Source organism: Psychrosphaera ytuae (assembly GCF_017638545.1).
GTDB classification, from domain to species: Bacteria; Pseudomonadota; Gammaproteobacteria; order Enterobacterales; family Alteromonadaceae; genus Psychrosphaera; species Psychrosphaera ytuae.
Genome location: NZ_CP072110.1, coordinates 528,120 through 551,041, shown reverse-complemented (window position 1 = coordinate 551,041; position 22,922 = coordinate 528,120). Strand labels below are relative to the sequence as shown.

The 22,922-nt window shown below is 42.2% G+C and carries 17 protein-coding genes; 12 read left to right on the top strand and 5 right to left on the bottom strand.

Translation table 11 applies throughout. The features are described from left to right. Window positions 1-23 precede the first annotated feature (23 nt). The 3 genes from glgB (at window position 24) to gndA (ending at window position 5,950) form a co-directional block, all read left to right on the top strand. The gene (glgB, locus tag J1N51_RS02515) at window positions 24-2,231 is read left to right on the top strand and encodes a 1,4-alpha-glucan branching protein GlgB (RefSeq protein WP_208832435.1); all 2,208 of its coding nucleotides are present in this window, start codon (window positions 24-26) and stop codon (window positions 2,229-2,231) included. 15 nt (window positions 2,232-2,246) lie between these two features. Further along, entirely contained in the window at window positions 2,247-4,298 is a 2,052-nt protein-coding gene (gene glgX / locus J1N51_RS02510) for a glycogen debranching protein GlgX (RefSeq protein WP_208832434.1), read from the top strand. A 125-nt stretch (window positions 4,299-4,423) separates the two neighbouring features. Then, the gene (gndA, locus tag J1N51_RS02505; protein ID WP_208832433.1) at window positions 4,424-5,950 is read left to right on the top strand and encodes an NADP-dependent phosphogluconate dehydrogenase; all 1,527 of its coding nucleotides are present in this window, start codon (window positions 4,424-4,426) and stop codon (window positions 5,948-5,950) included. A 72-nt stretch (window positions 5,951-6,022) separates the two neighbouring features. Here gndA and J1N51_RS02500 read toward each other — a convergent pair whose 3' ends face one another. From J1N51_RS02500 to J1N51_RS02490, 3 genes are read right to left on the bottom strand one after another with little or no spacing between them, the layout of a single operon-like run. Beyond that, window positions 6,023-7,027, bottom strand: coding sequence for a zinc-binding dehydrogenase (locus J1N51_RS02500; RefSeq protein ID WP_208832432.1), 1,005 nt, complete (start codon window positions 7,025-7,027; stop codon window positions 6,023-6,025). Window positions 7,028-7,030: 3 nt separating this feature from the next. Beyond that, window positions 7,031-10,180, bottom strand: coding sequence for an efflux RND transporter permease subunit (locus J1N51_RS02495; protein WP_208832431.1), 3,150 nt, complete (start codon window positions 10,178-10,180; stop codon window positions 7,031-7,033). Between the two features lies 1 nt (window position 10,181). Then, the gene (locus tag J1N51_RS02490) at window positions 10,182-11,372 is read right to left on the bottom strand and encodes an efflux RND transporter periplasmic adaptor subunit (RefSeq protein WP_208832430.1); all 1,191 of its coding nucleotides are present in this window, start codon (window positions 11,370-11,372) and stop codon (window positions 10,182-10,184) included. Between the two features lie 117 nt (window positions 11,373-11,489). Here J1N51_RS02490 and J1N51_RS02485 point away from each other — a divergent pair, with 117 nt between their 5' ends. The 4 genes from J1N51_RS02485 (at window position 11,490) to J1N51_RS02470 (ending at window position 16,805) form a co-directional block, all read left to right on the top strand. Beyond that, complete coding sequence (locus J1N51_RS02485) at window positions 11,490-12,461, top strand: LysR family transcriptional regulator (protein WP_208832429.1); 972 nt, start codon at window positions 11,490-11,492, stop codon at window positions 12,459-12,461. A gap of 60 nt (window positions 12,462-12,521) precedes the next feature. Continuing rightward, the gene (gene msrB, locus J1N51_RS02480; protein WP_208832428.1) at window positions 12,522-12,911 is read left to right on the top strand and encodes a peptide-methionine (R)-S-oxide reductase MsrB; all 390 of its coding nucleotides are present in this window, start codon (window positions 12,522-12,524) and stop codon (window positions 12,909-12,911) included. Window positions 12,912-13,147: 236 nt separating this feature from the next. Next, window positions 13,148-14,590 (top strand): glyceraldehyde-3-phosphate dehydrogenase, encoded by a 1,443-nt coding sequence (locus J1N51_RS02475; protein WP_208832427.1) that lies wholly within the window; start codon window positions 13,148-13,150, stop codon window positions 14,588-14,590. Window positions 14,591-14,756: 166 nt separating this feature from the next. Beyond that, complete coding sequence (locus tag J1N51_RS02470) at window positions 14,757-16,805, top strand: bifunctional diguanylate cyclase/phosphodiesterase (protein WP_232842841.1); 2,049 nt, start codon at window positions 14,757-14,759, stop codon at window positions 16,803-16,805. A gap of 14 nt (window positions 16,806-16,819) precedes the next feature. On the opposite strand, the gene J1N51_RS02465 is transcribed toward J1N51_RS02470, so the two are convergent. After that, entirely contained in the window at window positions 16,820-17,239 is a 420-nt protein-coding gene (locus tag J1N51_RS02465; protein WP_208832425.1) for a hypothetical protein, read from the bottom strand. Continuing rightward, window positions 17,239-18,468: a hypothetical protein gene (locus tag J1N51_RS02460; RefSeq protein ID WP_208832424.1), complete on the bottom strand. Its 1,230-nt coding sequence runs from the start codon at window positions 18,466-18,468 to the stop codon at window positions 17,239-17,241. The genes J1N51_RS02465 and J1N51_RS02460 overlap by 1 nt, the downstream gene beginning before the upstream one ends. 244 nt (window positions 18,469-18,712) lie before the next feature. Here J1N51_RS02460 and J1N51_RS02455 point away from each other — a divergent pair, with 244 nt between their 5' ends. The 5 genes from J1N51_RS02455 to J1N51_RS02435 all read left to right on the top strand — a co-directional run bounded on the left by J1N51_RS02455 (window position 18,713) and on the right by J1N51_RS02435 (window position 22,914). After that, a complete protein-coding gene (locus J1N51_RS02455) occupies window positions 18,713-18,898 on the top strand; it encodes a hypothetical protein (RefSeq protein WP_208832423.1) in 186 nt (61 codons plus the stop codon). Window positions 18,899-18,954: 56 nt separating this feature from the next. Then, the gene (locus J1N51_RS02450) at window positions 18,955-19,458 is read left to right on the top strand and encodes a TlpA family protein disulfide reductase (protein ID WP_208832422.1); all 504 of its coding nucleotides are present in this window, start codon (window positions 18,955-18,957) and stop codon (window positions 19,456-19,458) included. A 91-nt stretch (window positions 19,459-19,549) separates the two neighbouring features. Then, on the top strand, window positions 19,550-20,677 hold the full coding sequence (locus J1N51_RS02445; RefSeq protein WP_208832421.1) for a M14 family metallopeptidase: 1,128 nt from the start codon (window positions 19,550-19,552) through the stop codon (window positions 20,675-20,677). A 111-nt stretch (window positions 20,678-20,788) separates the two neighbouring features. Then, window positions 20,789-22,462 carry an alanine/glycine:cation symporter family protein gene (locus J1N51_RS02440; protein ID WP_208832420.1) on the top strand — a complete coding sequence of 558 codons (1,674 nt, stop codon included), beginning with the start codon at window positions 20,789-20,791 and terminating at the stop codon, window positions 22,460-22,462. A gap of 128 nt (window positions 22,463-22,590) precedes the next feature. Continuing rightward, window positions 22,591-22,914, top strand: a complete 324-nt coding sequence (locus J1N51_RS02435) for a zinc ribbon domain-containing protein (protein ID WP_208832419.1) — start codon at window positions 22,591-22,593, stop codon at window positions 22,912-22,914. Window positions 22,915-22,922: the final 8 nt, after the last annotated feature.

Below are 22,922 nucleotides of genomic sequence, written 5' to 3'. Positions count from 1 at the left end.
ATATAACAAGGAAGCCCGGCACCATGCTCTCTCATCATCAACTAGCCACTCAACTCTCTCAGGCAACGTTAACCAAGCCATTTGCGGAGCTTGGGTTATTTGAAAACCCAGATGGTAAAGGTTTTGTTTTGAGAGTATGGCAACCAGATGCGGTAAAAGTTGAGTTGCTGGAGTCAAAGCGAAATAGAGTCATTGCAGAACTTGAGATGAAAACCGATTCGGGGCTGTTCGAGGTTGTTTTACCGCGTCGGAAAAAAGCGTTTCCGTATCGGCTTCGTATTCAATCACATGATGGTGTCAGCGTAATAACAGACCCATATCAGTATAAGTCTGAGGCCTTTTATGCGGTGCACCACGTTCATTCCGACCCAAGAAACACCTACCGTCAATTGGGCGCACAACTCATTGAGCTAGCGGACGGGACGGCCGCGACTCGGTTTGCAGTGTTTGCACCAAATGCTTCATCTTGCAGCCTTATTGGTGAGTTTAATCATTGGGATGGCCGTCGGTTACCAATGGAAAAAACAGACTGTGGTCATTTTGTTCTTGTGGTACCAAACATAATTGCAGGCGCCAAATACAAATTTGAGTTAAAAGACCAATACGGCCAAGTCTTGCCTCACAAAGCCGACCCAATTGGGTTTTATCACGATCAGTACCCCTCGTTTGCGTCAGTAGTTTATGACCACAATGTTTATAAATGGCAAGACCAAGACTGGCATCAACAAAAGCAAGCTGATACACATCAGCAACCAATGAATATTTATGAGGTCCATTTGGGTTCGTGGCGAATGAAACAAACCGAACACGGCGAAATGGTCCCTCTTAGCTATGAAGAATTAATAGAACAACTCATTCCTTACGTTAAAGAGATGGGTTATACCCACATTGAAGTATTACCTGTGTCTGAACACCCATTTACTGGTTCATGGGGTTATCAACCCACAGGCATGTTTGCGCCTACTTCTCGATTTGGTAATCCCGATGACTTCAAGGCGTTTGTCGATGCGTGTCACCAAGCAGAGATTGGTATTATTGTGGATTGGGTTCCTGCCCACTTTCCGGAAGACGCTCATGGCTTGGCGCGATTTGACGGTACTCATGTTTATGAATATGAAGATCCGCGAAAGGGCTGGCATCCCGATTGGAACTCTTGCATTTATGACTTTGGCAAAGACACGGTTCGCCAGTTTTTGGTCGCGAGTGCTTTGTATTGGTTTGATAAATTTCATGTCGATGGTATTCGAGTCGATGCGGTGGCGTCGATGTTGTATTTGGACTATTCCAGGAATGAAGGTGAGTGGATCCCTAATGTTGATGGGGGTAACCACAATTATGAGGCGATCAGTTTACTAAAGTGGATGAACGAAGCAGTTCATCAACACTTTCCAAATGGTTTAACCATAGCCGAAGAATCCACTTCGTTTCCTGGTGTGTCTAAACCGACGTTTGATGGTGGTTTAGGTTTCGATTACAAGTGGAACATGGGCTGGATGCACGATTCTTTGGTATTTATCAGCAAAGACCCTATGTATCGAAAATACCACCATAACGACATAACGTTCTCAATGGTCTATAACTACGATGAGCATTTTGTTTTGCCGATATCCCACGATGAAGTGGTACATGGCAAGGGTTCCATGTTACGTAAAATGCCGGGAGATGAATGGCAACAAGCAGCTAACCAAAGAGCATATGCAGGTTACATGTTCAGTCATCCAGGTAAAAAACTCAATTTTATGGGCAGTGAATTTGGTCAATGGGAAGAATGGAATCACAACACCGAATTATCTTGGTTTGCCTTAGATAACCCCAAAAACCAAGGTATTCAACATTGGTATAAGTCTCTTAACCACATTTACAAGTCTAACCGGGCTTTGTATCAATTAGACCATGACAAACGTGGATTCGAGTGGTTGGATCACAGTGACTCTGAACAAAGTGTGTTGGCATTTGTCCGTCGAGATGCACATGGTGAAGAAGTATTAGTTGTGGCAAATTTCACGCCCGTTCCGCGCGATGGATATCGCCTAGGGGCAGGTATTCATGAAGATTATGAGATTTTGTGTAATTCTGATGATGCCGAATTTGGCGGTAGTGGTTATCTGAAAAACCGTATATTTAAAACCGAAAACATTGAATGGCAGGGCCAAAAACACAGTATTGTGATGGACTTACCACCATTAGCCGTTGTGATGCTAGTGCCTAAATCACAAACTTCACCAGCATAAAATAGAATCGACGTAATGAAACAAGACCTTTTAAAACCAGAGGTAGTAGACGCCGGAGATGCACAACCACTTGGTATGCGTTGGTCACTAGATGAGCAGACTCTAAATTTTGCAATCGTTGCTCCTGATGCAGAAACGGTTTTTGTTCATTTCTTTTTGCCAGATACCGAAGAATACGTCGACAAAGTTGAAATTTCACACCGGACCGGAAAAGTCTTCCACGCTCGACTGGCAAACATTGAGTCAACTTGGTTATATGCGATACAAGCCATTCAAAAAGATCCACTTCGAGGTGCGGTAATTAACGACAAGTTGTTGCTCGACCCATATGCCAAAAACTTAAACCGCAGTCTGATCTGGGATCCGGTGAAATACAAAGACGACAGTCCGTTTTTTTTACCAAAAGCAAAGTTAAACGAAGCTTCGTTTGATTGGCAAGGGGCCACCAAACCAACTATTGCCAAGTCAGAAACTATCCTCTATGAGACGCACGTAAAAGGCTTTACTCAGTTACAGTCGCAGCTACCTGCAGAGCTACGCGGCACGTACCTAGGTCTTGCTGAGCCTATTAGTATTGATTACCTAAAAAGTTTGGGCGTAACTTCAGTTCAACTCATGCCTGTTTTTAGTTTTATGTCAGAACCACGTTTACAAGAACTAGGTTTGGTCAATTACTGGGGTTACAACCCGATCAGCTTTTTTGCACCAGACTCAAGGTATGCCATCAAAGACGCAGTTTTTGAGTTTAAAACTATGGTGAGAGAACTACACAAAGCGGGCATCGAAGTCATTTTAGATGTTGTTTACAATCATACCGCTGAAGGCGGTAAAGACGGGCCTGTACTCAGTTATAAAGGTCTCGTCGAAGCTGAGTTTTATGTACGCGGCGCTGATGATTATAGCTTTGAGTATGCCAACTACACAGGTTGTGGCAACACGGTTAATGCCGATAGCGACTTCGGTTTAAGGGTGATCATGGACTCGTTGCGGTATTGGCTAGAAGAAATGCAGGTCGACGGTTTCCGTTTTGATTTAGCGGCAACGCTAGGACGTAATGGCGAACGGTTCAACCATCGTGCGACCTTGCTGAGGGCAATGGCTCAAGATCCTGTTATCAGTCAAGCCAAGCTAATTGCAGAACCTTGGGATATTGGGCCTGAAGGATATCAACTGGGTAACTTTCCGCCTAATTGGGTTGAATGTAATGACCGCTATCGCGACAGCGTGAGAAAGTTTTGGCGAGGTGATCGCGCTTTAGTTCCTGAGTTGGCAAGTCGGATTTTGGGCTCAAGAGATATCTTTAAAAAAGGCCGCCGCAGTCAAATATCTTCTGTTAACTATGTTGCGTATCACGATGGATATACATTGCATGATTTGGTCAGTTACGAGCAAAGACACAATTTAGCAAACCTAGAGGACAACAGAGACGGCCACGGCGCAAATTATTCTCGCAATTATGGCGTTGAGGGGCCTACATCTGATCCGAACATTACAAAAATCAGAGAACGACAAAAGCGTAACATGCTGGCGACCTTATTTTTGTCGCAAGGCATTCCACATTTGTTGGCAGGTGACGAATTTGGTCGTACGCAACAGGGTAACAACAATGCTTACTGTCAGGACAATGAGGTCAGTTGGGTAAACTGGCAATTAGAGCCTGAGCAGGTGCAACTTAGTCGATTTGTTAAAAAGCTCATTGAGATCAGAAAAGCGCACCCTGTGTTACAGCATTGTATTTTACACGATGATGGATTTGAACATCATACTCGTCATCACCACGTTGCTTGGCTTCGACCAGACGGAGAAGAAAAAAGTGTTGACGACTGGCAAGACCCAGATAATCAATGTCTAGGTCTATTAGTGGCAGATGAAGACAGAGAGTACCAATTGTTATTTATTCTTAACGCATCTGAATGTCCACATCAGTATGTCTTACCAACTTCTTCAAGTCGGGTTAGATTACTTGATACAAAAGTCGAAGGGCAATTTGAAGAAATGATTTATTCAGAGCCAACTTACATTCAACAGCCACAGAGTATTAGTCTTTGGAAGTTGTCTCTGCACTAAATGTCGGATTACAAAGTAAAAGCGCGGGCCAACATTTATTTGATTCTTATAGTATAAAGTTGGCGAGTGGTTCTGTATAATCCGCCAAAATTTGTAAAACGCTCACTCTAAAAAGAGAAGTTTATATGACTGACAAGACAACGTTGTGTGATATTGGGTTTATCGGTTTGGGAGTTATGGGTAAAAATTTGGCCCTAAACTTAGCGGATAATGGATATAAAATCGCTGCTTTTGATTTAGATACTGAAAAAGTAGAAGCCGCCATCGAGCAAGACGAGCTCGAACGAAACGACGGACCCCAACGAATTTTCCCTTGCACCTCTTACACTGAACTTCTCTCTAAACTTACCTCTCCCCACTTAATTATTCTTTCTGTTCCTGCTGGCGCACCTGTTGATGATGTTTGTCACAAGCTAATGGATGCTGGTATTCAAGCTGACGATATTATTGTTGATACCGGAAACAGTTTATGGACTGACACAGTAGAGCGTGAAGCTCGTTATGAAGGGCGTTTCTTGTTCTTTTCTACGGCTGTGTCTGGTGGTGAAGTTGGTGCACGTTTTGGTGCGTCATTAATGCCAAGTGGCGATCGTTACGCATGGACTCGTATCGAACCTATTTTTAAAGCCATTGCTGCTAAAGTAGACCCTGACACGGGTAAACCTATTGAACGTCACGAACCAGGTAACCCAGTTACTGAAGGCGAACCGTGTGCGACTTACATCGGTGAAACAGGTTCTGGTCATTACGTAAAAATGGTCCATAACGGTATCGAATACGCGGACATGCAATTGATTTGTGAAGCATACAATATCATGCGCACTGGCTTGAAAATGGAGCCAAAAGAAATCGCAGCGATATTCCGTAAGTGGAATGAGGGTGAACTAAACAGTTATCTAATTGAGATAAGTGCTGAAGTTTTGGAGCACATCGATGAAGAGACAAACCAGCCTCTGGTCGACATAATTCTTGATAAAGCGGGCCAAAAGGGCACAGGTTTGTGGACGGCGGTTAGCAGTTTACAAGTAGGCGCTCCATCGCCAACGATTACATCTGCCGTATACGCTCGTGCCTTATCGACTCAAAAAGACAACCGCGTCGCGGCCTCCAAAGTATTAGCGGGACCTGAGCTAAAAGATCTTGGTTTATCCAAAGAAGAAGTCATAGAACAACTACACGATGCCCTATATTGCTCGAAAATTTGTGCGTATGCACAGGGTTTTCAATTAATGAGTATGGCTGCAAAAGAACATGGTTGGGTACTTGATTTTGCAGGTATTGCAAAGATTTGGCGCGCGGGTTGTATTATCCGAGCGGTATTCCTTCAATCGATTGCTGATGCGTATGAGCGCGATGAAGAGCTGGCTAATTTATTAATCGATCCGTTTTTTGCAGGTCAAATTGCTAAGTACCAAAACAATTGGCGCCGTACTATCGCTAATTCGTCATTGATTGGTATACCAGTTGGCGCATTTTCTTCGGCTTTGGCATATTACGATTCGTACCGAAGTGCAGTATTACCGGCTAATTTACTGCAAGGCCAACGCGACTTTTTTGGTGCGCATACCTTTGCTCGTGCCGATAAAAATGATGGCAAAATGTACCACGTAGAGTGGAGTAAACCAGGTCGTCCTGTCGTTAAAGTGAAATAACGTTGAGTTAATAAACGTGGTGTTAAAAAAGGTGGCGATTGCCACCTTTTGTTTTTTTATTAGGTATTAAGGTTATGACTGTTTCAACATAACCACTTGTTTACCAAACACATGGCCATCAAACTGTCTTTGTAATGCGTCTGAAATGGCATCGGCTTCGAAAGGGACGGGTAGTACTTTAGGTACTTTAAAGTCGCCCTTACCGATACAATTCATCATTTTATTGCCAATAAAAGCCATCTTTAATTGCGCGCACATATCGTTGCTCAGCCAAGCCCCACCAAGCGAAATCGAAATCAATTGAGGGGCTTTTTTAAACAACAACTTATAATCAATAGGCTGATATTCAACTAAGCATGCAATGGAACCAGCAAACTTCAATACTTTTACACATCTTGATGTTACCTCGCCGCCAATCGTATCTAGCACAGCATCAACTCCGCGATCCATGGTGATGGCCATAATTTGCTCGACAATATCTTGCGCTTTGTAGTCAATCACGTGTTCAGCGCCTAGGCTTCGCAAATACGCAAACTTGTCAGGGCTTGCCGTGGTGATCACGCGATAGCCAAGGTAATGTGCCATTTGAATCGCAAATTGACCGACAGAGCCAGAACCACCTTCAATAAGTAGTGTTTGGTCTTCTTTAAGATCAAGACGTTCAATACTTAAGTAAGCGGTCAGACCGGCGCACGGGACAGTCGCTGCGGTGCTATTGCTGACTGAATCTGGTATCTCAATTAAAGCGTGCGAAGGTACTGAAATGTACTCCGAAAGCACACCTTGTGAAGTCAGGCTTGCGTGGATCATTACACGCTTACCAGGTCCAAGCGGGTTACCGTCGTCACACTCAACAACGGTTCCCACAGCATCAAATCCCATTATATGCGGATATTGCCAACCTTCGACGCCTGATCTCGCTAATTTAGCGTCAACAGGGTTGAGGCCCACTGCTTCAACTTTAATCAAATGCTGTCCTGCCACACGTTGTGGTACATCGACAGTCACCTCAATTAACGTGAAGTCACCTGATGGAGAAGGTAGGGCAATTGCCTTCATCTTTAATGGAATTGTCATGGACTACTCCTGTACAACCTGTTTTTTATTATTTTTATTGGCGACCAACATATAAAAAACAGGGGTAAACAACAAGCCAAATATTGTAACGCCAATCATTCCTGAGAATACGGCTATACCCATAGTCTCGCGCATTTCAGCGCCGGCACCCGTAGCTAAAACCAGAGGTACGACGCCCGCGGTAAAGGCGATAGAGGTCATTAATATTGGTCGTAATCGAAGGCGGCAAGCTTCAATGATCGCGTCCAATGTGGTTAGACCCGCATCGGTTTTTTCTTTGGCAAATTCGACCATTAAAATCGCGTTTTTACAGGCCAGAGCAACCAAAACAATCAGCGCAATCTGGGTGAAGATATTATTGTCACCACCGACCAGCCATACACCTACAAGGGCACTTAAAATTGTCATAGGCACGATTAAAATGATTGCCAAAGGTAGACGTAAGCTCTCGTATTGTGATGCAAGCACCATGAAAACAAGTAACACCACAAGAGGGAATACATAGACCATCGTATTACCGGCTAGGATTTGTTGGTAGGTCACTTCTGTCCATTCGTACTCCATACCTTCGTCTAAGGTACTAGCAAGGACGCGCTCAATGGCTTTTTGCGCCTGATCCGAAGAATAACCTGGTGCAGGCGAGCCATTTAACTCAGCTGACGGATAGCCGTTATAGTGCATAACGCGGTCGGGACCCGTCGTTGGCGTTACGGTAAGAATACTGCCTAATGGCACCATTTGGCCCTGACGGTTACGGATCTTGTATTGTAAAATTTGCTCTGGATCGAGGCGATACTCAGCGTCTGCTTGTGCTGTTACCTGATAGGTACGACCAAATAAGTTAAAGTCATTAACGTACACTGACCCTAAATAAATTTGTAGCGCATCAAACACTTCACTGAGCGGTATACCCTGAACTAACGCTTGTTCGCGGTCGATCTCAATGTCCATTTGCGGAACTTGGATACGGAAACTAGAGTACAAACCCGTTAACTCAGGCTCTTTATAAGCATTGCCAATCACAGCTTGAAGGTTGTTAAACAAAGCTTCAAAGCCAAGGTTAGCGCGGTCTTCTATCTGCACTTTAAAGCCACCTGTTGTGCCCAATCCTTGAATGGGCGGCGGTGGGAATACGGCGACAAATGCCTCATCAATACCGTAAAACGCGCCGTTAAGTTGACCTGCAATCGCCATCGCTGACAAATTTGGGGCAGTACGATTTTCAAAATCATCCAAAGTAACAAAGACAATACCGCTATTAGGGCTATTCGAAAAACCATTAACGGAAAGCCCTGGAAACGAAACTGTGTGTTTAACACCAGGTGTTGCTAACGCAATTTGCTCCATTTCTTTTACTACCGCTTCGGTCCGATCTAAGCTCGCTGCATCTGGCAGTTGCGCTATTGCGACTAAATATTGCTTGTCTTGCTGAGGAATAAATCCACCAGGAATTGCATCAAACATTTTTGATGTAAGCAACAACAGGCCAAGGTAGATGACAAAAACAATGCCGGAGATTCGGATCAAACGTTTAACAAGGCCCACATAAGCATTAGACGCTTTGTCAAACATGCGATTGAATGGTTTGAATAACCAACCGCCAAAGACCTTATCTAAAACTCGGGTTGGCATGTCTGGTTTGGCCCCATGAGGTTTTAACAGAATTGCCGAAAGTGCGGGTGACAAAGTTAATGAATTGACAGCAGATATCAATGTCGAAATAGTAATGGTCAATGCGAATTGTTTGTAAAATTGACCAGATAGGCCCGTAATAAATGCGGTGGGGATAAACACGGCACACAAGACTAACGCAATGGCAATAATAGGACCCGTAACTTCTGTCATTGCTTGTTTTGTCGCTTCGTATGGAGTAAGACCTTCTTCAATGTTTCGTTCGACGTTTTCTACGACAACAATAGCATCGTCAACGACAATACCAATGGCCAATACTAATCCGAATAACGATAACGTATTAATTGATACACCTAACCATTGCATCGCTGCAAAGGTACCAACAAGTGACACAGGTACGGCGATCAAAGGAATAATCGAGGCGCGCCAAGTTTGTAAGAATAAAATAACGACGATGACAACTAACAAAACAGCTTCGAGTAATGTTTTGATAACGGCATCAATAGAGCCACGGACGAAGATCGTTGGGTCGTATACTATGTCGTATTCGACGCCGGCAGGAAATGCTTTAGAAGCTTCAGCCATCACCGAACGAACGTCATCAGAAAGCTCTATCGCATTGGAACCCGGACGTTGGAAGATCGGGATTGCGACCGCAGGTTGGCCGTCCAACATAGCTCTGAGAGAGTAGGTGTTTTGTCCTAGCTCAATTCGACCTATGTCTTTTAGACGCGTAATTTCACCGTTTTCACCAACGCGAATAACTATGTCATTAAACTCTTCGATGTTGTCTAATCGGCCTTTGACGTTTAATAATATCTGAAATTGATTCTCTAACTCCGTTGGTTGTGAGCCCAAAGAGCCTGCTGCTACTTGACGGTTTTGGCTACGAATCGCATTTACGACATCGGAGGCTGTGAGCTTTTTCTCAGCCAGTTGCTCCGGATTTAACCACACCCGAAGCGCGTATTGACCACCACCGAACACTCGCACGTCACCTACAGAACCCAACCTCGCTAATTGGTCTTTAACGTAAATGTCTGCGTAATTTGATAGGTAGCTAATGTCATGGGTCTTTTCTGGCGAAAACAAGTGAACAACTAAGGCTAAGTCCGGTGAGGACTTTTCTGCTACTACACCCAATCGCTGTACTTCTTGAGGTAGGCGCGGCACTGCGCTGTTTACTCGGTTTTGAACTTGGACTTGTGCTCGGTCAAGGTCAGTTCCAAGGGCAAAGGTTACCGTTAAGGTTAATCGACCATCACTGGTTGCTTGAGAAAACATATACAACATGTTTTCTACACCATTAATTTCTTGTTCTAGTGGTGTTGCTACGGTTTCAGCGATTACTTTTGGATTTGCTCCAGGGTAGCTTGCATTAACAACGACAGTAGGTGGAACGACTTCCGGGTATTCACTAACTGGCAACTGAGTCAGTGATATTGCCCCGGCAATAAGTATCACCATCGACAGCATCACAGCGAATATTGGACGGTTAATAAAAAAATGAGAAAATTTCATATTACTTCGAACCCATTACCGTGTGTTCATTTGTCATGTGTTTTTTGAATTCACTCACAAGTAGGTTTTCTGGTAGCTGAAGTGACACTGAGCGAGGTGTGATCGTCATACCTGGGCCGACTTTGGCTGGGCCATTTACCACAATGGTTTCACCTGCTTTTAAACCTGACTCGACAATTCGATAATCCCCCAGTCTTTTACCAACGGTGATAGGACGGTAACCAAGAGAGTTATCTTCGTTTACAACCAGAATAAATTTGTTTTTTAGATCTGTACCAATGGCGCGATCAGGAACAACAATGTGTTGTTCAAAATCTGTCGGGGCGATAGACACCCGTGCAAATGCACCTGGCATAAGCTTGTGATCGGCATTGTCGAAGCGGGCTCTGACTTTTAATGTACCTGTGTTCGGGTTTATGGTGTTGTTAACAAAGTCTAACTTACCAAACTTTGATTGACCTTTACTGCCTATCAACTCAAGTCTCACTGGTAAGCCGATGACACTTTGTAGATCATTAAATTCGCTGTTCCATGTTCTTTCGTCAATATCAAAGTACGCGTACATAGCATCGGTCGAAACAATAGAGGTTAAGACGGTACTATTGGCGTTAACTGTATTACCTTTGGTATGTAACGCAATTGAGGCGCGACCAGAAATAGGTGCTTCAATAGATGAAAACTCCAAATTGAGTTTTGCAATGTTTAACGATGCAGTGATCGCGCTAACATCAGCTTGGCGTTGATCAAAGTTGGCACGACGTGCTTCCGTTTCTTCTGCTGATATCGCATTGGTCTTGTTTAACTTGGTTGCTCGAAGGTACTCGGATTCGGCTTGTTTGAGGGCCGCTTTTGCTCGTTCAAGCTGTGCTTCAAGACTCTTTACTTCCGCATTAAAAGGGCGTTGGTCTAAGGTAAACAAGACTTCGCCTTGTTGAACGAGGTCACCTTCGCGATAGTTAACCGATTCAATGATGCCAGAAACACGCGGTTTTAATTGAACTTCTTCAGGCGCCTGAATTCGACTTGTATAGGTATACCAATCAGTAATCTCCATCGGACTTACGCTAGCAACATCAATCGGTGGTGGCGGTGGTGTGCTCGCCGCTTGCTGCTGCGGTGCGCCAGACTCAGAACAGCCAATAACGGTCGCGAGTGCTAGACTCACTACACCAAGTTGAAACATTTTTTTCATGTGGTTCTCCTATGTTATGCGCAACTATAATCTTGTCTTTTACAAAGAAAAATGCTCGAATTGGCATATTATTAATGCTCATATGGCAACAATGAGTAGATTTAGTGAGTAGATAAAATGGATCTAGCCAGTCGATTGTTACTGTTATTGGAAGTGGAAGAGTTTGGTACCTTTGCAAAGGTTTCAGAGCATCGCAATGTTGATCGGTCTGTGATCTCTAAACAAATCGCAAAGCTCGAGGACGAGTTAGGTGTCCGTGTTCTTAACAGAACTACGCGGTCCTTGTCATTGACCGCAGCCGGTAACGAAATAATAACCCAAGCTAGAGCTTTAAGAAGCTTGTTAAATGAAACTAAACGCCTTGCCCATAATTATCACTCAGAGCCCAAAGGCAAACTTAAGATCACTAGTGCGACTCACTTTGGTCGGATATATGTGCAACCCGCTATCATAGAGTTTCAAAAACGATTTCCGCAGTTGGAAGTCGAATTGCGGTTAGACGACCGAATTGTTGATATGGTAGGTGAGGGCTATGACATTGGATTTCGTTTTGGTCAGCCAAAAGACTCAAGTTTGATTGCACGTAAATTAGCTAGAAATAGGTTAGCAATTGTTGCTTCGCCTGATTTTATTAAGCGTTATAAATTGCCGACCACAATAAATGATCTACAAACCCTGCCATGTGCTGTTTATAGCAATTCAGGGCTTGTTGTTGATTCGGTAAATTATAAAGATGATGACGGTATTATTAAATCTTTACCTCTGAATCCGGCGTATAAAGTTAACGATCCAGAAATGTTGGTCAGAGCGGCCGAGTCTGGAAATGTCTTCGCGGTTATTTCTGCTGCTATGCTTAAAGATGAAGTGTTAACAGGGTCTCTCATCCCGATTATGACGGACCTTAACATTATGGATTATGGTGCGTTATACGCTGTGTATCCACATCGAGATTCACCAGTAAAAACCAGGCTTTTTATCGAAGCAATGAAGGAAGTTATCGGAAACCGGGTTCCTGTTTGGGAATCTTTCATCCCTAACTTTGATACGCTTTACGGTAATGATGAATCAACACCTGCGGCTTTGCTTTAGTAAAACACGAAAGCCCGTTAGTCATACAAAACCCCAAATTAAAGCATTGTGAGAATTAAAATGGCAAAAATAAATAAAACCGACCAACAATGGCGTGAGCAACTCACTGAAGAACAATATTACGTTACAAGGCAAAAAGGGACTGAAAGGCCTTTTACAGGAGAGTTACTAGACGAAACACGCGCTGGAAAATACATCTGCGTTTGTTGTAGCGCTGATTTGTTTTTTTCGGATCAGAAATTTGAGTCACATTGTGGTTGGCCATCATTTGATGAGTGCAAAGAGGGCAGTATTAGTTATCTAGAAGATCACAGCCACGGTATGCATCGCATCGAGATCGTTTGTTCAGATTGTCATGCTCACTTGGGGCATGTATTTGACGACGGCCCCACTAAAACTGGTAAGCGATATTGTGTTAATTCACTATCGATGACATTTGTCCCGCTGTAAAAAAGCAATTCACCGTTCATTTTTCACTATCAACCCTCGTTTTTACCAATTTTATCGGGCTTTAGAGCTAAAAATTAGTATTAGGTAAAAACTTGTGTACAGGTGACTTTCTAATATTTGTAAGTGTTTTTGTAATATTACATTTAAACTTTCATTGTGTTGGTTTACAATGCCGCTGTTTCGATCGACATGGGTTTCGATCACAGTTACTAAATCAATGTGGAAGGGCAGAAGTAATGACACTTACTCCAGAACAGCAATATCAAAAAAGTTGGTTAGAAAGACAGGACTATGCGGATAAAATGCAACCTATCGTAGGTAGCTTGTACCGCAACCACGGCATCGAAATCTGCGTTTATGGCCGTCCTTTAATTTCTGCTTCTACGATTGATATCATCAAAGCGCACAAGACGGTTACTAAATACGAAGGTCAAAAGCTTCGTTTACGTGAAAGCTTTGAGTTTCTTGAGTTAATTGCAGCAATGGAATTAAAACCTGCAAAAGTAGATTTAGGTAAACTAGCTTACGGTTACATCTACAAAAACGCAGGGGAAGGCCTAAGCAAACAAGAATACCTAGAAAAAGAATTAGCAACGATCTTAAATGGTCAAGGTGGCGAGCCACAAGATGTTGTTCTTTATGGTTTTGGTCGCATTGGTCGTTTATTGGCGCGTTTATTAATCGAACGCAATGGCCCTAATGCAAACTTGCGTTTGCGCGCTATTGTTGTTCGTGGTGGCAAAGATGGTGATTTAGAAAAACGCGCAAGCCTATTGAGACGTGATTCAGTACACGGTCCTTTCAACGGTAGCATCACTGTTGATAACGAGACTAACGTTATCAAGGCAAACGGTTCTTACATTCAAGTTATTTATGCAAACTCTCCAGATAGCATCGATTACACGCAATATGGTATTAACAATGCGCTAATCGTAGATAACACAGGTATTTGGAAAGACGAAGACGGCCTAGGTTTGCACTTAAAGTCTAAAGGCACTTCTAAAGTTCTTCTTACTGCACCAGCTGGTGGCAATATCAAAAATATCGTTTATGGTGTAAACGAAGGTGATATCACCCCTGAAGACAACATTGTGTGTGCAGCAAGCTGTACTACCAATGCAATTACACCGGTTCTGAAAGCAATTAACGACAAGTTCGGTATTGCTAATGGTCACGTAGAAACTGTTCACTCTTACACTAACGACCAGAACCTGATCGACAACTTCCACAAAGCAGAACGCCGTGGTCGCTCGGCTGCATTGAACATGGTTCTTACTTCAACGGGTGCGGCTAAAGCTGTTGCTAAAGCACTACCTGAGCTAAAAGGCAAGTTAACAGGTAACGCGATTCGCGTACCAACGCCTAATGTATCTATGGCTATCATGAACCTAAATCTAAACAGCAGCACAAGTCGTGAAGAGTTAAACGACTACTTATTGGACGTAGCGTTGCATTCTGACCTAAAAGATCAAGTTGACTTCACTAGCTCAACAGAAATCGTTTCTACAGACTTAGTGGGCAGCCGCTATGCTGGTGTTGTTGATTCACAAGCGACGATTGTAGATGACAATCGTGTTGTTTTATACGTTTGGTACGATAACGAGTTTGGCTACAGCTGTCAGGTTGTGCGAGTTATGCAAGAGATGGCAGGTATCGAATACCCAACTTTACCAGCCTAACAACTAATTAATTTTTTGAAAGCCAGCTTATGCTGGCTTTTTTTATGGATTAAAGTCTTAAAAGTTTCAAACCATTAAAATTCAACTAATCTTTAATAAGGTTAAACCGAAGGTAATGGGTGCAAAGTTGTTAAAAAGTATTAAGGGTTCGTTGACGACTTATACTGTGACATTGTTTCTTGTGATGACGATCAGCATTCTCTGGTTATCTATCAACGAGCATGAGCGCTTGTATAAGGAGGCGGTCACTCAAGACTTAGAAGCACTTTCAGAAAATATGGCCAATGATTTGATCCCCTTTATGGCCGAAAGTAACAACGACATTGAGCTAATTACAAAGCTACTTAAACTAGATACATACGAAAATGTCATTATAGGCGCGGTGTACAACAATGAATGGCAGTTAGCCCAGTTTTATATTGGCAAATCTGACGCGGTAAACAAAGCGCGACCATTGACCCATTTACCTAAAAATATTCAAAACTACGCCATGGGCATCCATACCGATTCTGGTCAATTATTGTCTTTAAAACGAATTGGAGAGGTCAGTTACCCTTTAGGTTACTTATTGATCATTAAAGATGCCCAAACACCTTTACAGCAGAGCAATTTAAGCCTGTTGAAAAATATAAGCCCTTTGGCCATCGTCATACTTTGTTTGGTGGTTTATTTCTTAATTAAACTACAAAGTGAATTACTCATTCCTTTGACACGCTTAGCAGACCTTGCAAACTTCGTAAAAGACAACAAGGACTACAGTGTTCGATTTGATGTGGGAGGTAAAGAAGAGGTCCAGCTTCTTAGCGCCGATTTTAATGACATGATGGTCATGATTGACGAAGAAACCCAAAAAAATAACGAAATTACACTGCGGCTAAAAGAACAACAACGCCAAATGGAAAAAATGGCTAACTTTGACCCTTTAACAGAGCTACCAAACAGGCAGTTTTTTATGGAGTCATTGCGTATCGAATTAGACCGAGCGCAAAGAGAAGGTAAAAACTTGGCGCTGATGTACATGGACTTGGATGGTTTTAAAGAGGTAAACGACTCTTTTGGGCACGACGTAGGCGATGAATTGTTAATTCAGGTAACAAAACGCATAAAAGCGCATATCCGTCGCGGTGATGTTTTGTCTCGGTTAGGTGGTGATGAATTTCTTTTATTGTTACATAACTCACCAGATCTTTTGTTGCTACAAGAAGTGGCTAATCGAATTGTCACCAGTATTGAAGAACCTGTAAAAGTAGGGGCTTGGGAAGTCGAGGTTTCGATAAGTATTGGCATTGCAGAAGCAAGACAGGCTAACTTTAAAATCTCTGAATTTATGGCCAATGCAGATATTGCAATGTATCGGTCTAAAGAGGCTGGTAAGGGTTGCCATACTTCATTCTTACCAGAAATGATGGAAGATAATAAACGCAAACTAGCCATAGCCAGTGCCATATTACCTGGATTACAAAATGATGAGTTTCAGGTGTATTACCAGCCCAAAGTAAACGTTAATGGTGAAGTGGTGGGCTACGAGGCCCTAATCAGATGGATAGAAAGTAAATTAGGCTTTGTATCGCCAGCGGAATTTATCCCAATTGCTGAAGCGACAGGCAGGGTGGTTTTTATTACCGAGTGGGTGATCAAAAAAGTTTTTGATGATTTATCAAGCTTGATAGAAATACATGGACCACATCTCAAAGTTTCAATTAATTTATCTGCCACGGATATTAAACGCATTGAATTACTAAACTACATTGAACGAAACTATCAAATGTATGGTGTTGATCCCAAAAATACAGAGTTTGAAGTGACAGAGTCTTCATACCTTGAAAACTTTGAAGAAGCGGATAAGTTTTTACAAGAGCTAAGTAAAATTGGGGCATCAATTGCGCTGGATGACTTTGGCACAGGTTACTCTTCGTTGGGTTATCTAACAAAAATCCCAATAGACACACTAAAAATCGATAAACAGTTTATTGACGAGCTTGAAGTTGATGAGCGCAGCACATTAATCACAACAACGATTATTCAATTGGCAAAACAACTCAATTTAACCATTTGTGCAGAAGGCGTTGAAACAGAAAAGCAAAAGGATTATTTGTTCAATAAAGAGTGCGACCAACTGCAAGGATATTATTTTAGTAAGCCGACTCCACTCAAAGATATTCAAAAACTTCGCAGAGGCGATGCTGATACGGTAAACATTAAACAAAAAGCCTAAATCAATTAGGCTTTTTATTGAGGTACATAAACCACAGTTAAACCATCTGGGATTGGGGTATCTTTAGGGAGATATCCAATAGAATAGGGCGTATCGATCAAGAATTCGATAAGCTCCAATTGGCTACTTACTTGAGTAGGAGGTTTTTTTCGACCTGTAAAACGCATTTGTGCCCAATAAGACTGAACTCTCGATTCGGTTAGTCCTAAAACCTTAGTGTTAAATATAACTCGAGTCGGGCTATTATTTGGTAATACAACTGGTTGAAACTCTACTTCTAACGCTCCACCCATGAATAGGTTTTTTACTTCTTGTTTGGTTAAAACCATTGGCGTGTTATTGGTGTTTGCGACAACAATGATTCCACCCACTCTTGCGTTTACAGTTTGAGAGAGTGCCATCATTAGAAATAAAAATAGATACACTTTCTTCATCAAAACACCCAACTAACGGCTAATTGAAAAAGAGTAGAATGTCGATCAAAAGAGGGGTCAGTTATTTGATAAAAACTGCGTTGGTCTGCTTCTCCACGTAGAAATGTTAAGTCTGCTTTAAAGGCAATGTTAGGTTTCCAATCCCAACGTGTCCCTATTGAAAAACTGCTCAATTCATCTTTATCTAATGCTCTGAACACGGTTTGATACCCAAAAGCCAGCATGTCTAATTCAGGACTGACCCCCACTGGGATTTCCTGAACTGGATCGCTAAACTTCATATCACTGTTGGCAAATGTAATGTGGTATGTAAATGGGTAGTCGTATATTCCCGCACTCAGATAGTAGGCTTGAATCTCTGGGACGACTAAAATGTCCGGCACTATTTTGGTCCATTCTGCACGAGAAAAATAAGAAGGGTTTTCATAATTCACACTAGCTTGAATAAAATCTAGATGGCCATCTACTGTCAATGAGTCTGCGCTTTTGGTAAAACCCACATTATACAGTGTGTCTATAAAGGCTTGTAAGTTAGGTAGTTTGGTATTTACATTGCCTTGGTGGTAAGCCAAACGAAACGTAAAATTATTAACTTGTAAGTTAGTGATTAGGCCAGCTAGGTCGTCAACTTCGACATCTACTTTAGTCTCTGCAATATAATAGTCGTCATCGAACGCCCCCCAGTAAGCTTCGAAGTTGAGAGCGTATTGTTTGTTGGGGATGTCGTAGCGTACAAAAGCCCCTTCGAAGCTACTAAATAGATAAAAGTTATAAACCTGCTGAGGCAAGCTTACCCACGGATAGGTAAAACCAACATCGACACTATCACTGTAATTAAAAAACGGGGTTTTGTGTCGCCCCAAACGAACTTGCCAACGTTGCGATGGGGTGATGTTAACGAATAACCATTCTAATCCTGACGTTTTCGTATCTGATGCGTAAGCGACGGCTTGTCCTGAAGCCGAAATATACTTGTTAAATTGAACATCTGCTTGCAGACCCAAAATTGACTGCTGATCGATAGAAAAACTATCGTCATATCCCTGATAGGTTGCTTTGTCTGTGTTTAGATATCCACCTACAACTTGACCAAAGCCAGAAATGTCGAATTCTGGCTCTATACTGCAGGCTCCAGTACTTATGATTAATGCGAGGCCGACGGATGCGTTGAGTATGTGTTTAAAAGTCATGAAAAGACGTGCACTTTTCCAAGTAATTTCATGCTTCATATTATAGACACTATTCAAAGACTTGCGGGGTTTAGGTAGTGGCCACCCAAAAACGAAGACTTTTTTAATTTAATTTAAATTTAATTATTTTTTGAAAAAACAATTAATTTCAATAAGTAACAATAGTTGTTCAATATTAAATCAATCTTATAAGTAAATCCCCGAAATTTGATGCTTAATTTTTAAGGGATTCCCTGATAATATCGGATGCAATTCCTTATAAACGCTGTTTTGGATAGTCACAATGAAAAAGTTGTCAATTGAAGTAGCCATCATATTGTGTGCGGTTTTTAGTACATCTGTTATTGTGCAATTAAGTTTGTTACCAGCAACTACTACACACCACGTTTGGGGTCACTTTACCCTTATTCCAGCGGTAATTAGTGCCGTTTTGTGTCTGGTTTGGTTTTATAAAGTTGCAAAGCGATGAAACATTTTGTGCCGCAAGTCTGTCTTGTAGATAGATGCAGTTTATAGAGCGGTACCATGATCAAAAACATTTCACTTCAAGTTTTATTTTTCTTTATCTTATTTCACTTAATTAGTTGGGTTAGAGAACTCAGCCTACTAGAAAGTGACAGTCATGCACCCAACTTTAGCTTGGTGTCCGTCGCGGGGAAAAACGCCGGTACGCTGATGACGACGAGAGACTTCCAAGGCAAGCCGACCGTATTGTTCTTTTGGGCGCCTTGGTGCTCAGTGTGTAAAGTATCCATGCCTAATCTTCAAGCCTTCCACCAAGACAATTTTGATCAAGTAAACGTGGTGAGTATTGTAATGGATTATGAGTCGGTCGAGTCGGTTACGGATTATATGCAAAATAACCAACTCAGTTTTACGACACTTTTAGGTAAAGACAGTACCGCAATTGATTACAAAATTCAGGGATTTCCTACTTATTATGTGCTGGATGCAAATGGCCAAATTCACGCTAAATCCATGGGATATTCCTCTGAAATTGGGATGAAAGCCCGAACGCTTACTTTGTAAACAAAGATCACGAGCAAACAACAGAATAAGTGGCTTGTCCGCCTTTTTGTGTGATAACCTCACTACAAATAATAAGATGGATCCGAATACAATGAGAATCACAAGCAACTTTGACAGCGGCAATATTGATGTCGTTGACTTGTCTTCAAAAACGAATATCCAGTTAAAGATCAACGTCGATAATCAGTCTGATTTCTATCAATGGTTTCACTTTAAGTTAGAAACCACAGCGGGTGAAGAGCACACAATGCGAATCATCAATGCCAAGACTGCGGCGTACCCTGAAGGGTGGGTCGAATATCAGGCGATGGCGTCTTACGATAGAGAAACATGGTTCAGAGTACCAACAGAATATACCAATGGTGAACTCGTAATTAACCACATTCCTGAGTTTGATAATGTGTTTTATGCGTATTTTGTTCCGTACTCATATGAACGTCACTTGGACCTAATCCATCAATCACAACTCAACCCAGATACCCAATTAATCACGCTTGGCGAAACCATTGACGGTCGAGATATCTCTCTACTTCAAATCGGACAACCTTCAGAAGGTAAAAAGTCTATTTGGATCACCGCCCGTCAACACCCAGGCGAGAGCATGGCAGAGTGGTATGTTGAAGGCCTGTTAAACCGTTTGTTTGACGGCGATGACGCAACATCTCGTTTATTGCTAGAAAAAGCAGTGTTTTATGTTGTACCAAACATGAACCCAGATGGCTCAGTGCGTGGGCACCTTCGCACCAATGCAGTCGGTACAAACCTTAACCGCGAATGGTTAGAGCCAAGCTTAGAAAAAAGCCCAGAAGTGTTTTACGTAACACAAAAAATGAAAGAAACGGGCGTTGATATGTTCTTGGACATTCACGGTGATGAGGCCATTCCTTACAACTTTGTTGCCGGATGTGAAGGCATAGTGAGTTATGACGAGCGCCACAAAAACCTAGAAGAGGCATTCAAAGCTGCTTATGCGGCAGCGACTCCAGAGTTTCAAGACGTCCACGGTTATCCAAAAGACGAACCTGGCCAAGCGTTACCAACGGTTGGCGCAGCTTGGGTAGGAGAGGCGTTCAAGTGCTTGTCTTATACAGTAGAAATGCCATTCAAAGACCATAATGATGCGCCTGACGAAATTTATGGATGGAACGACGTTCGATCTGCTAAATTTGGCGCAGATGCATTGACAGCAATTTTGGCCGTTGTTGATACGTTGCGATAATAAAATTAAATAAAGAAGGGCTGTCAGCCCTTTTTTACTTAACAGTTTTGTAAAACAACAATAAATAATTACAACAAATAAATAACAATAACTTTTAAAAAGGAATATCCAGTGAACTCGTTTAATGATTTGCTCTTGTTTCTTGATAGTTTATTAGGGAGCTCTCCATGGTTCCCTTATGTACTATTGGGCGTGGGTATATTTTTCACAATCTATTTGAAGTTTCCACAAATTCGTTACTTTAAGCACGCGTGGCGTGTAGTAACAGGGAAGTACGACAAACCAGACGCTGAAGGTGACACAAACCACTTCCAAGCGTTATCAACTGCGCTATCAGGTACAGTCGGTACTGGTAACATTGGTGGTGTAGCACTTGCCTTATCAATCGGTGGTCCTGCAGCGTTATTCTGGATGTGGATGACGGCGTTTTTTGGTATGACAACAAAGTTTGTTGAGGTAACGTTATCTCACAAATACCGTGTTAAAGCCGAAGACGGTACCATGTCAGGTGGCCCAATGTATTATATGGACCGTCGCCTAAACATGAAATGGTTAGCGGTTCTGTTTGCGGTTGCAACCGTAATCAGCTCATTTGGTACTGGTAGTTTGCCACAAATCAATAACATCGCTCAGTCAATGAATGATTCGTTTGGCATCGAGCACATGGTAACAGGTGGTGTGTTAGCTATTCTGCTTGCTATGGTTATTTTAGGTGGTATCAAACGTATTGCTTATATTACGTCTCGTGTTGTTCCTCTAATGGCTGCATTGTATATCATCGGTGCGTTGGCGGTTATTTTCTACAACATTGAAAACCTAGTTCCTTCGTTTGTTTCTGTATTCCAAGACGCCTTTACTGGCTCTGCAGCAACAGGTGGTTTCGTAGGTGCGGCATTTGCATATGCATTTACTAAAGGCGTTAACCGCGGTCTGTTCTCAAACGAAGCAGGTCAGGGTTCTGCACCGATTGCTCACGCAGCAGCGAGAGCGAAAGAGCCAGTTTCTGAGGGTATGGTTTCGATTCTTGAACCGTTCATCGATACCATCATTATCTGTACGCTAACAGGTATGGTGATCTTATCGTCTGGTGCTTGGCATGAAAAACACGAAAACGAATTCCAACGTTCAGACATGATCATCTTGGCGGGTGAATACGACCAAAATAAACAAGAAGACTTTGATGAAATTGCCCGTTACCTAAACGCGCAGACAAATGAAGTTAAACTTTACCAAGGTGAAATCCAAGTTAAAGACGGTTTAGCGGTAAGTGAAGGTTTCACTATCCTTAACTCTCGTTCATTTGCAGAAAACGTTGTTTTCTTATTACCAGGTGAGCACGTCTACAACGGTAAGTTAAATGTTATTGATGGTCAGCTGAAAAACAAAGAGATCGTTGTTAAAGGTGACTCATTGATCCACTCAGCATCTTTGACGACCGAAGCGTTTACACGTGGTTATTTTGGTGAGTCTGGTAAATACATAGTAACCATTGGTTTATTATTATTTGCATTCTCTACCGCGATTGCTTGGTCTTACTACGGTGACCGTGCGATGACCTATCTATTAGGCGCTCGTTCTGTAATGCCGTACCGAGTGATTTACGTTGCTGGTTTCTTCTGGGCATCGTTTGCTGATACTTCTTTGATTTGGACGTTAGCGGCTGTTGCGATTGTCGTGATGACCTTACCTAACTTGTTAGGTATTATGTTACTGCGCAAAGAGATGAAAGAAACCGTCGATGAATATTGGGTAAACTTCGAAAAGGACAATAAAAAAGAAGGTTAACCATATTAATTATTGAGTAAAATCGATAAACTTTATAAGAGCACGATAGGTCACTACCGTGCTCTTATTCGTTTTAAGACAGATTGCTTTTATGTGCGTGATCTGTAGGTACACCGAAGAGGTATTTCATGGCAATTATCAAATGTCCCCAATGCAAAAAATCAATTTCTGACAAACAAAAGGTGTGTCCGCACTGCGAATTGGATATGACCAATTTGACTGAAGAGAAACTCGCGTCAATGAGCCGTATCAGCTCTCTTAAACACAACCAAAATTTACAAACGTACCAATTTATTGCCATGTTGATCTTTTTGGCTGGCTGTTTTTCGGTTTACACCATCGAAGATAAAGAAAGCCCACAATACATAGCGGCTCAGGCGTCGGTCGTGATCGGTTTCATCTGGTATATCGTTAATCGTTTTATTATTATCTGGTCTAAGAAAAGAAGTTGATGCTGGAG

Bases quoted from the DNA above. Each gene is read 5' to 3' on its own strand.
- J1N51_RS02455 (WP_208832423.1), top strand. From the start codon at position 18,713: ATGAAAAAGTTGTCAATTGAAGTAGCCATCATATTGTGTGCGGTTTTT.
- J1N51_RS02485 (WP_208832429.1), top strand. From the start codon at position 11,490: ATGGATCTAGCCAGTCGATTGTTACTGTTATTGGAAGTGGAAGAGTTT.
- glgX (WP_208832434.1), top strand. From the start codon at position 2,247: ATGAAACAAGACCTTTTAAAACCAGAGGTAGTAGACGCCGGAGATGCA.
- J1N51_RS02490 (WP_208832430.1), bottom strand. From the start codon at position 11,372: ATGAAAAAAATGTTTCAACTTGGTGTAGTGAGTCTAGCACTCGCGACC.
- J1N51_RS02465 (WP_208832425.1), bottom strand. From the start codon at position 17,239: ATGAAGAAAGTGTATCTATTTTTATTTCTAATGATGGCACTCTCTCAA.
- gndA (WP_208832433.1), top strand. From the start codon at position 4,424: ATGACTGACAAGACAACGTTGTGTGATATTGGGTTTATCGGTTTGGGA.
- J1N51_RS02495 (WP_208832431.1), bottom strand. From the start codon at position 10,180: ATGAAATTTTCTCATTTTTTTATTAACCGTCCAATATTCGCTGTGATG.
- msrB (WP_208832428.1), top strand. From the start codon at position 12,522: ATGGCAAAAATAAATAAAACCGACCAACAATGGCGTGAGCAACTCACT.
- J1N51_RS02475 (WP_208832427.1), top strand. From the start codon at position 13,148: ATGACACTTACTCCAGAACAGCAATATCAAAAAAGTTGGTTAGAAAGA.
- J1N51_RS02445 (WP_208832421.1), top strand. From the start codon at position 19,550: ATGAGAATCACAAGCAACTTTGACAGCGGCAATATTGATGTCGTTGAC.
- glgB (WP_208832435.1), top strand. From the start codon at position 24: ATGCTCTCTCATCATCAACTAGCCACTCAACTCTCTCAGGCAACGTTA.
- J1N51_RS02500 (WP_208832432.1), bottom strand. From the start codon at position 7,027: ATGACAATTCCATTAAAGATGAAGGCAATTGCCCTACCTTCTCCATCA.
- J1N51_RS02435 (WP_208832419.1), top strand. From the start codon at position 22,591: ATGGCAATTATCAAATGTCCCCAATGCAAAAAATCAATTTCTGACAAA.
- J1N51_RS02450 (WP_208832422.1), top strand. From the start codon at position 18,955: ATGATCAAAAACATTTCACTTCAAGTTTTATTTTTCTTTATCTTATTT.
- J1N51_RS02460 (WP_208832424.1), bottom strand. From the start codon at position 18,468: ATGAAGCATGAAATTACTTGGAAAAGTGCACGTCTTTTCATGACTTTT.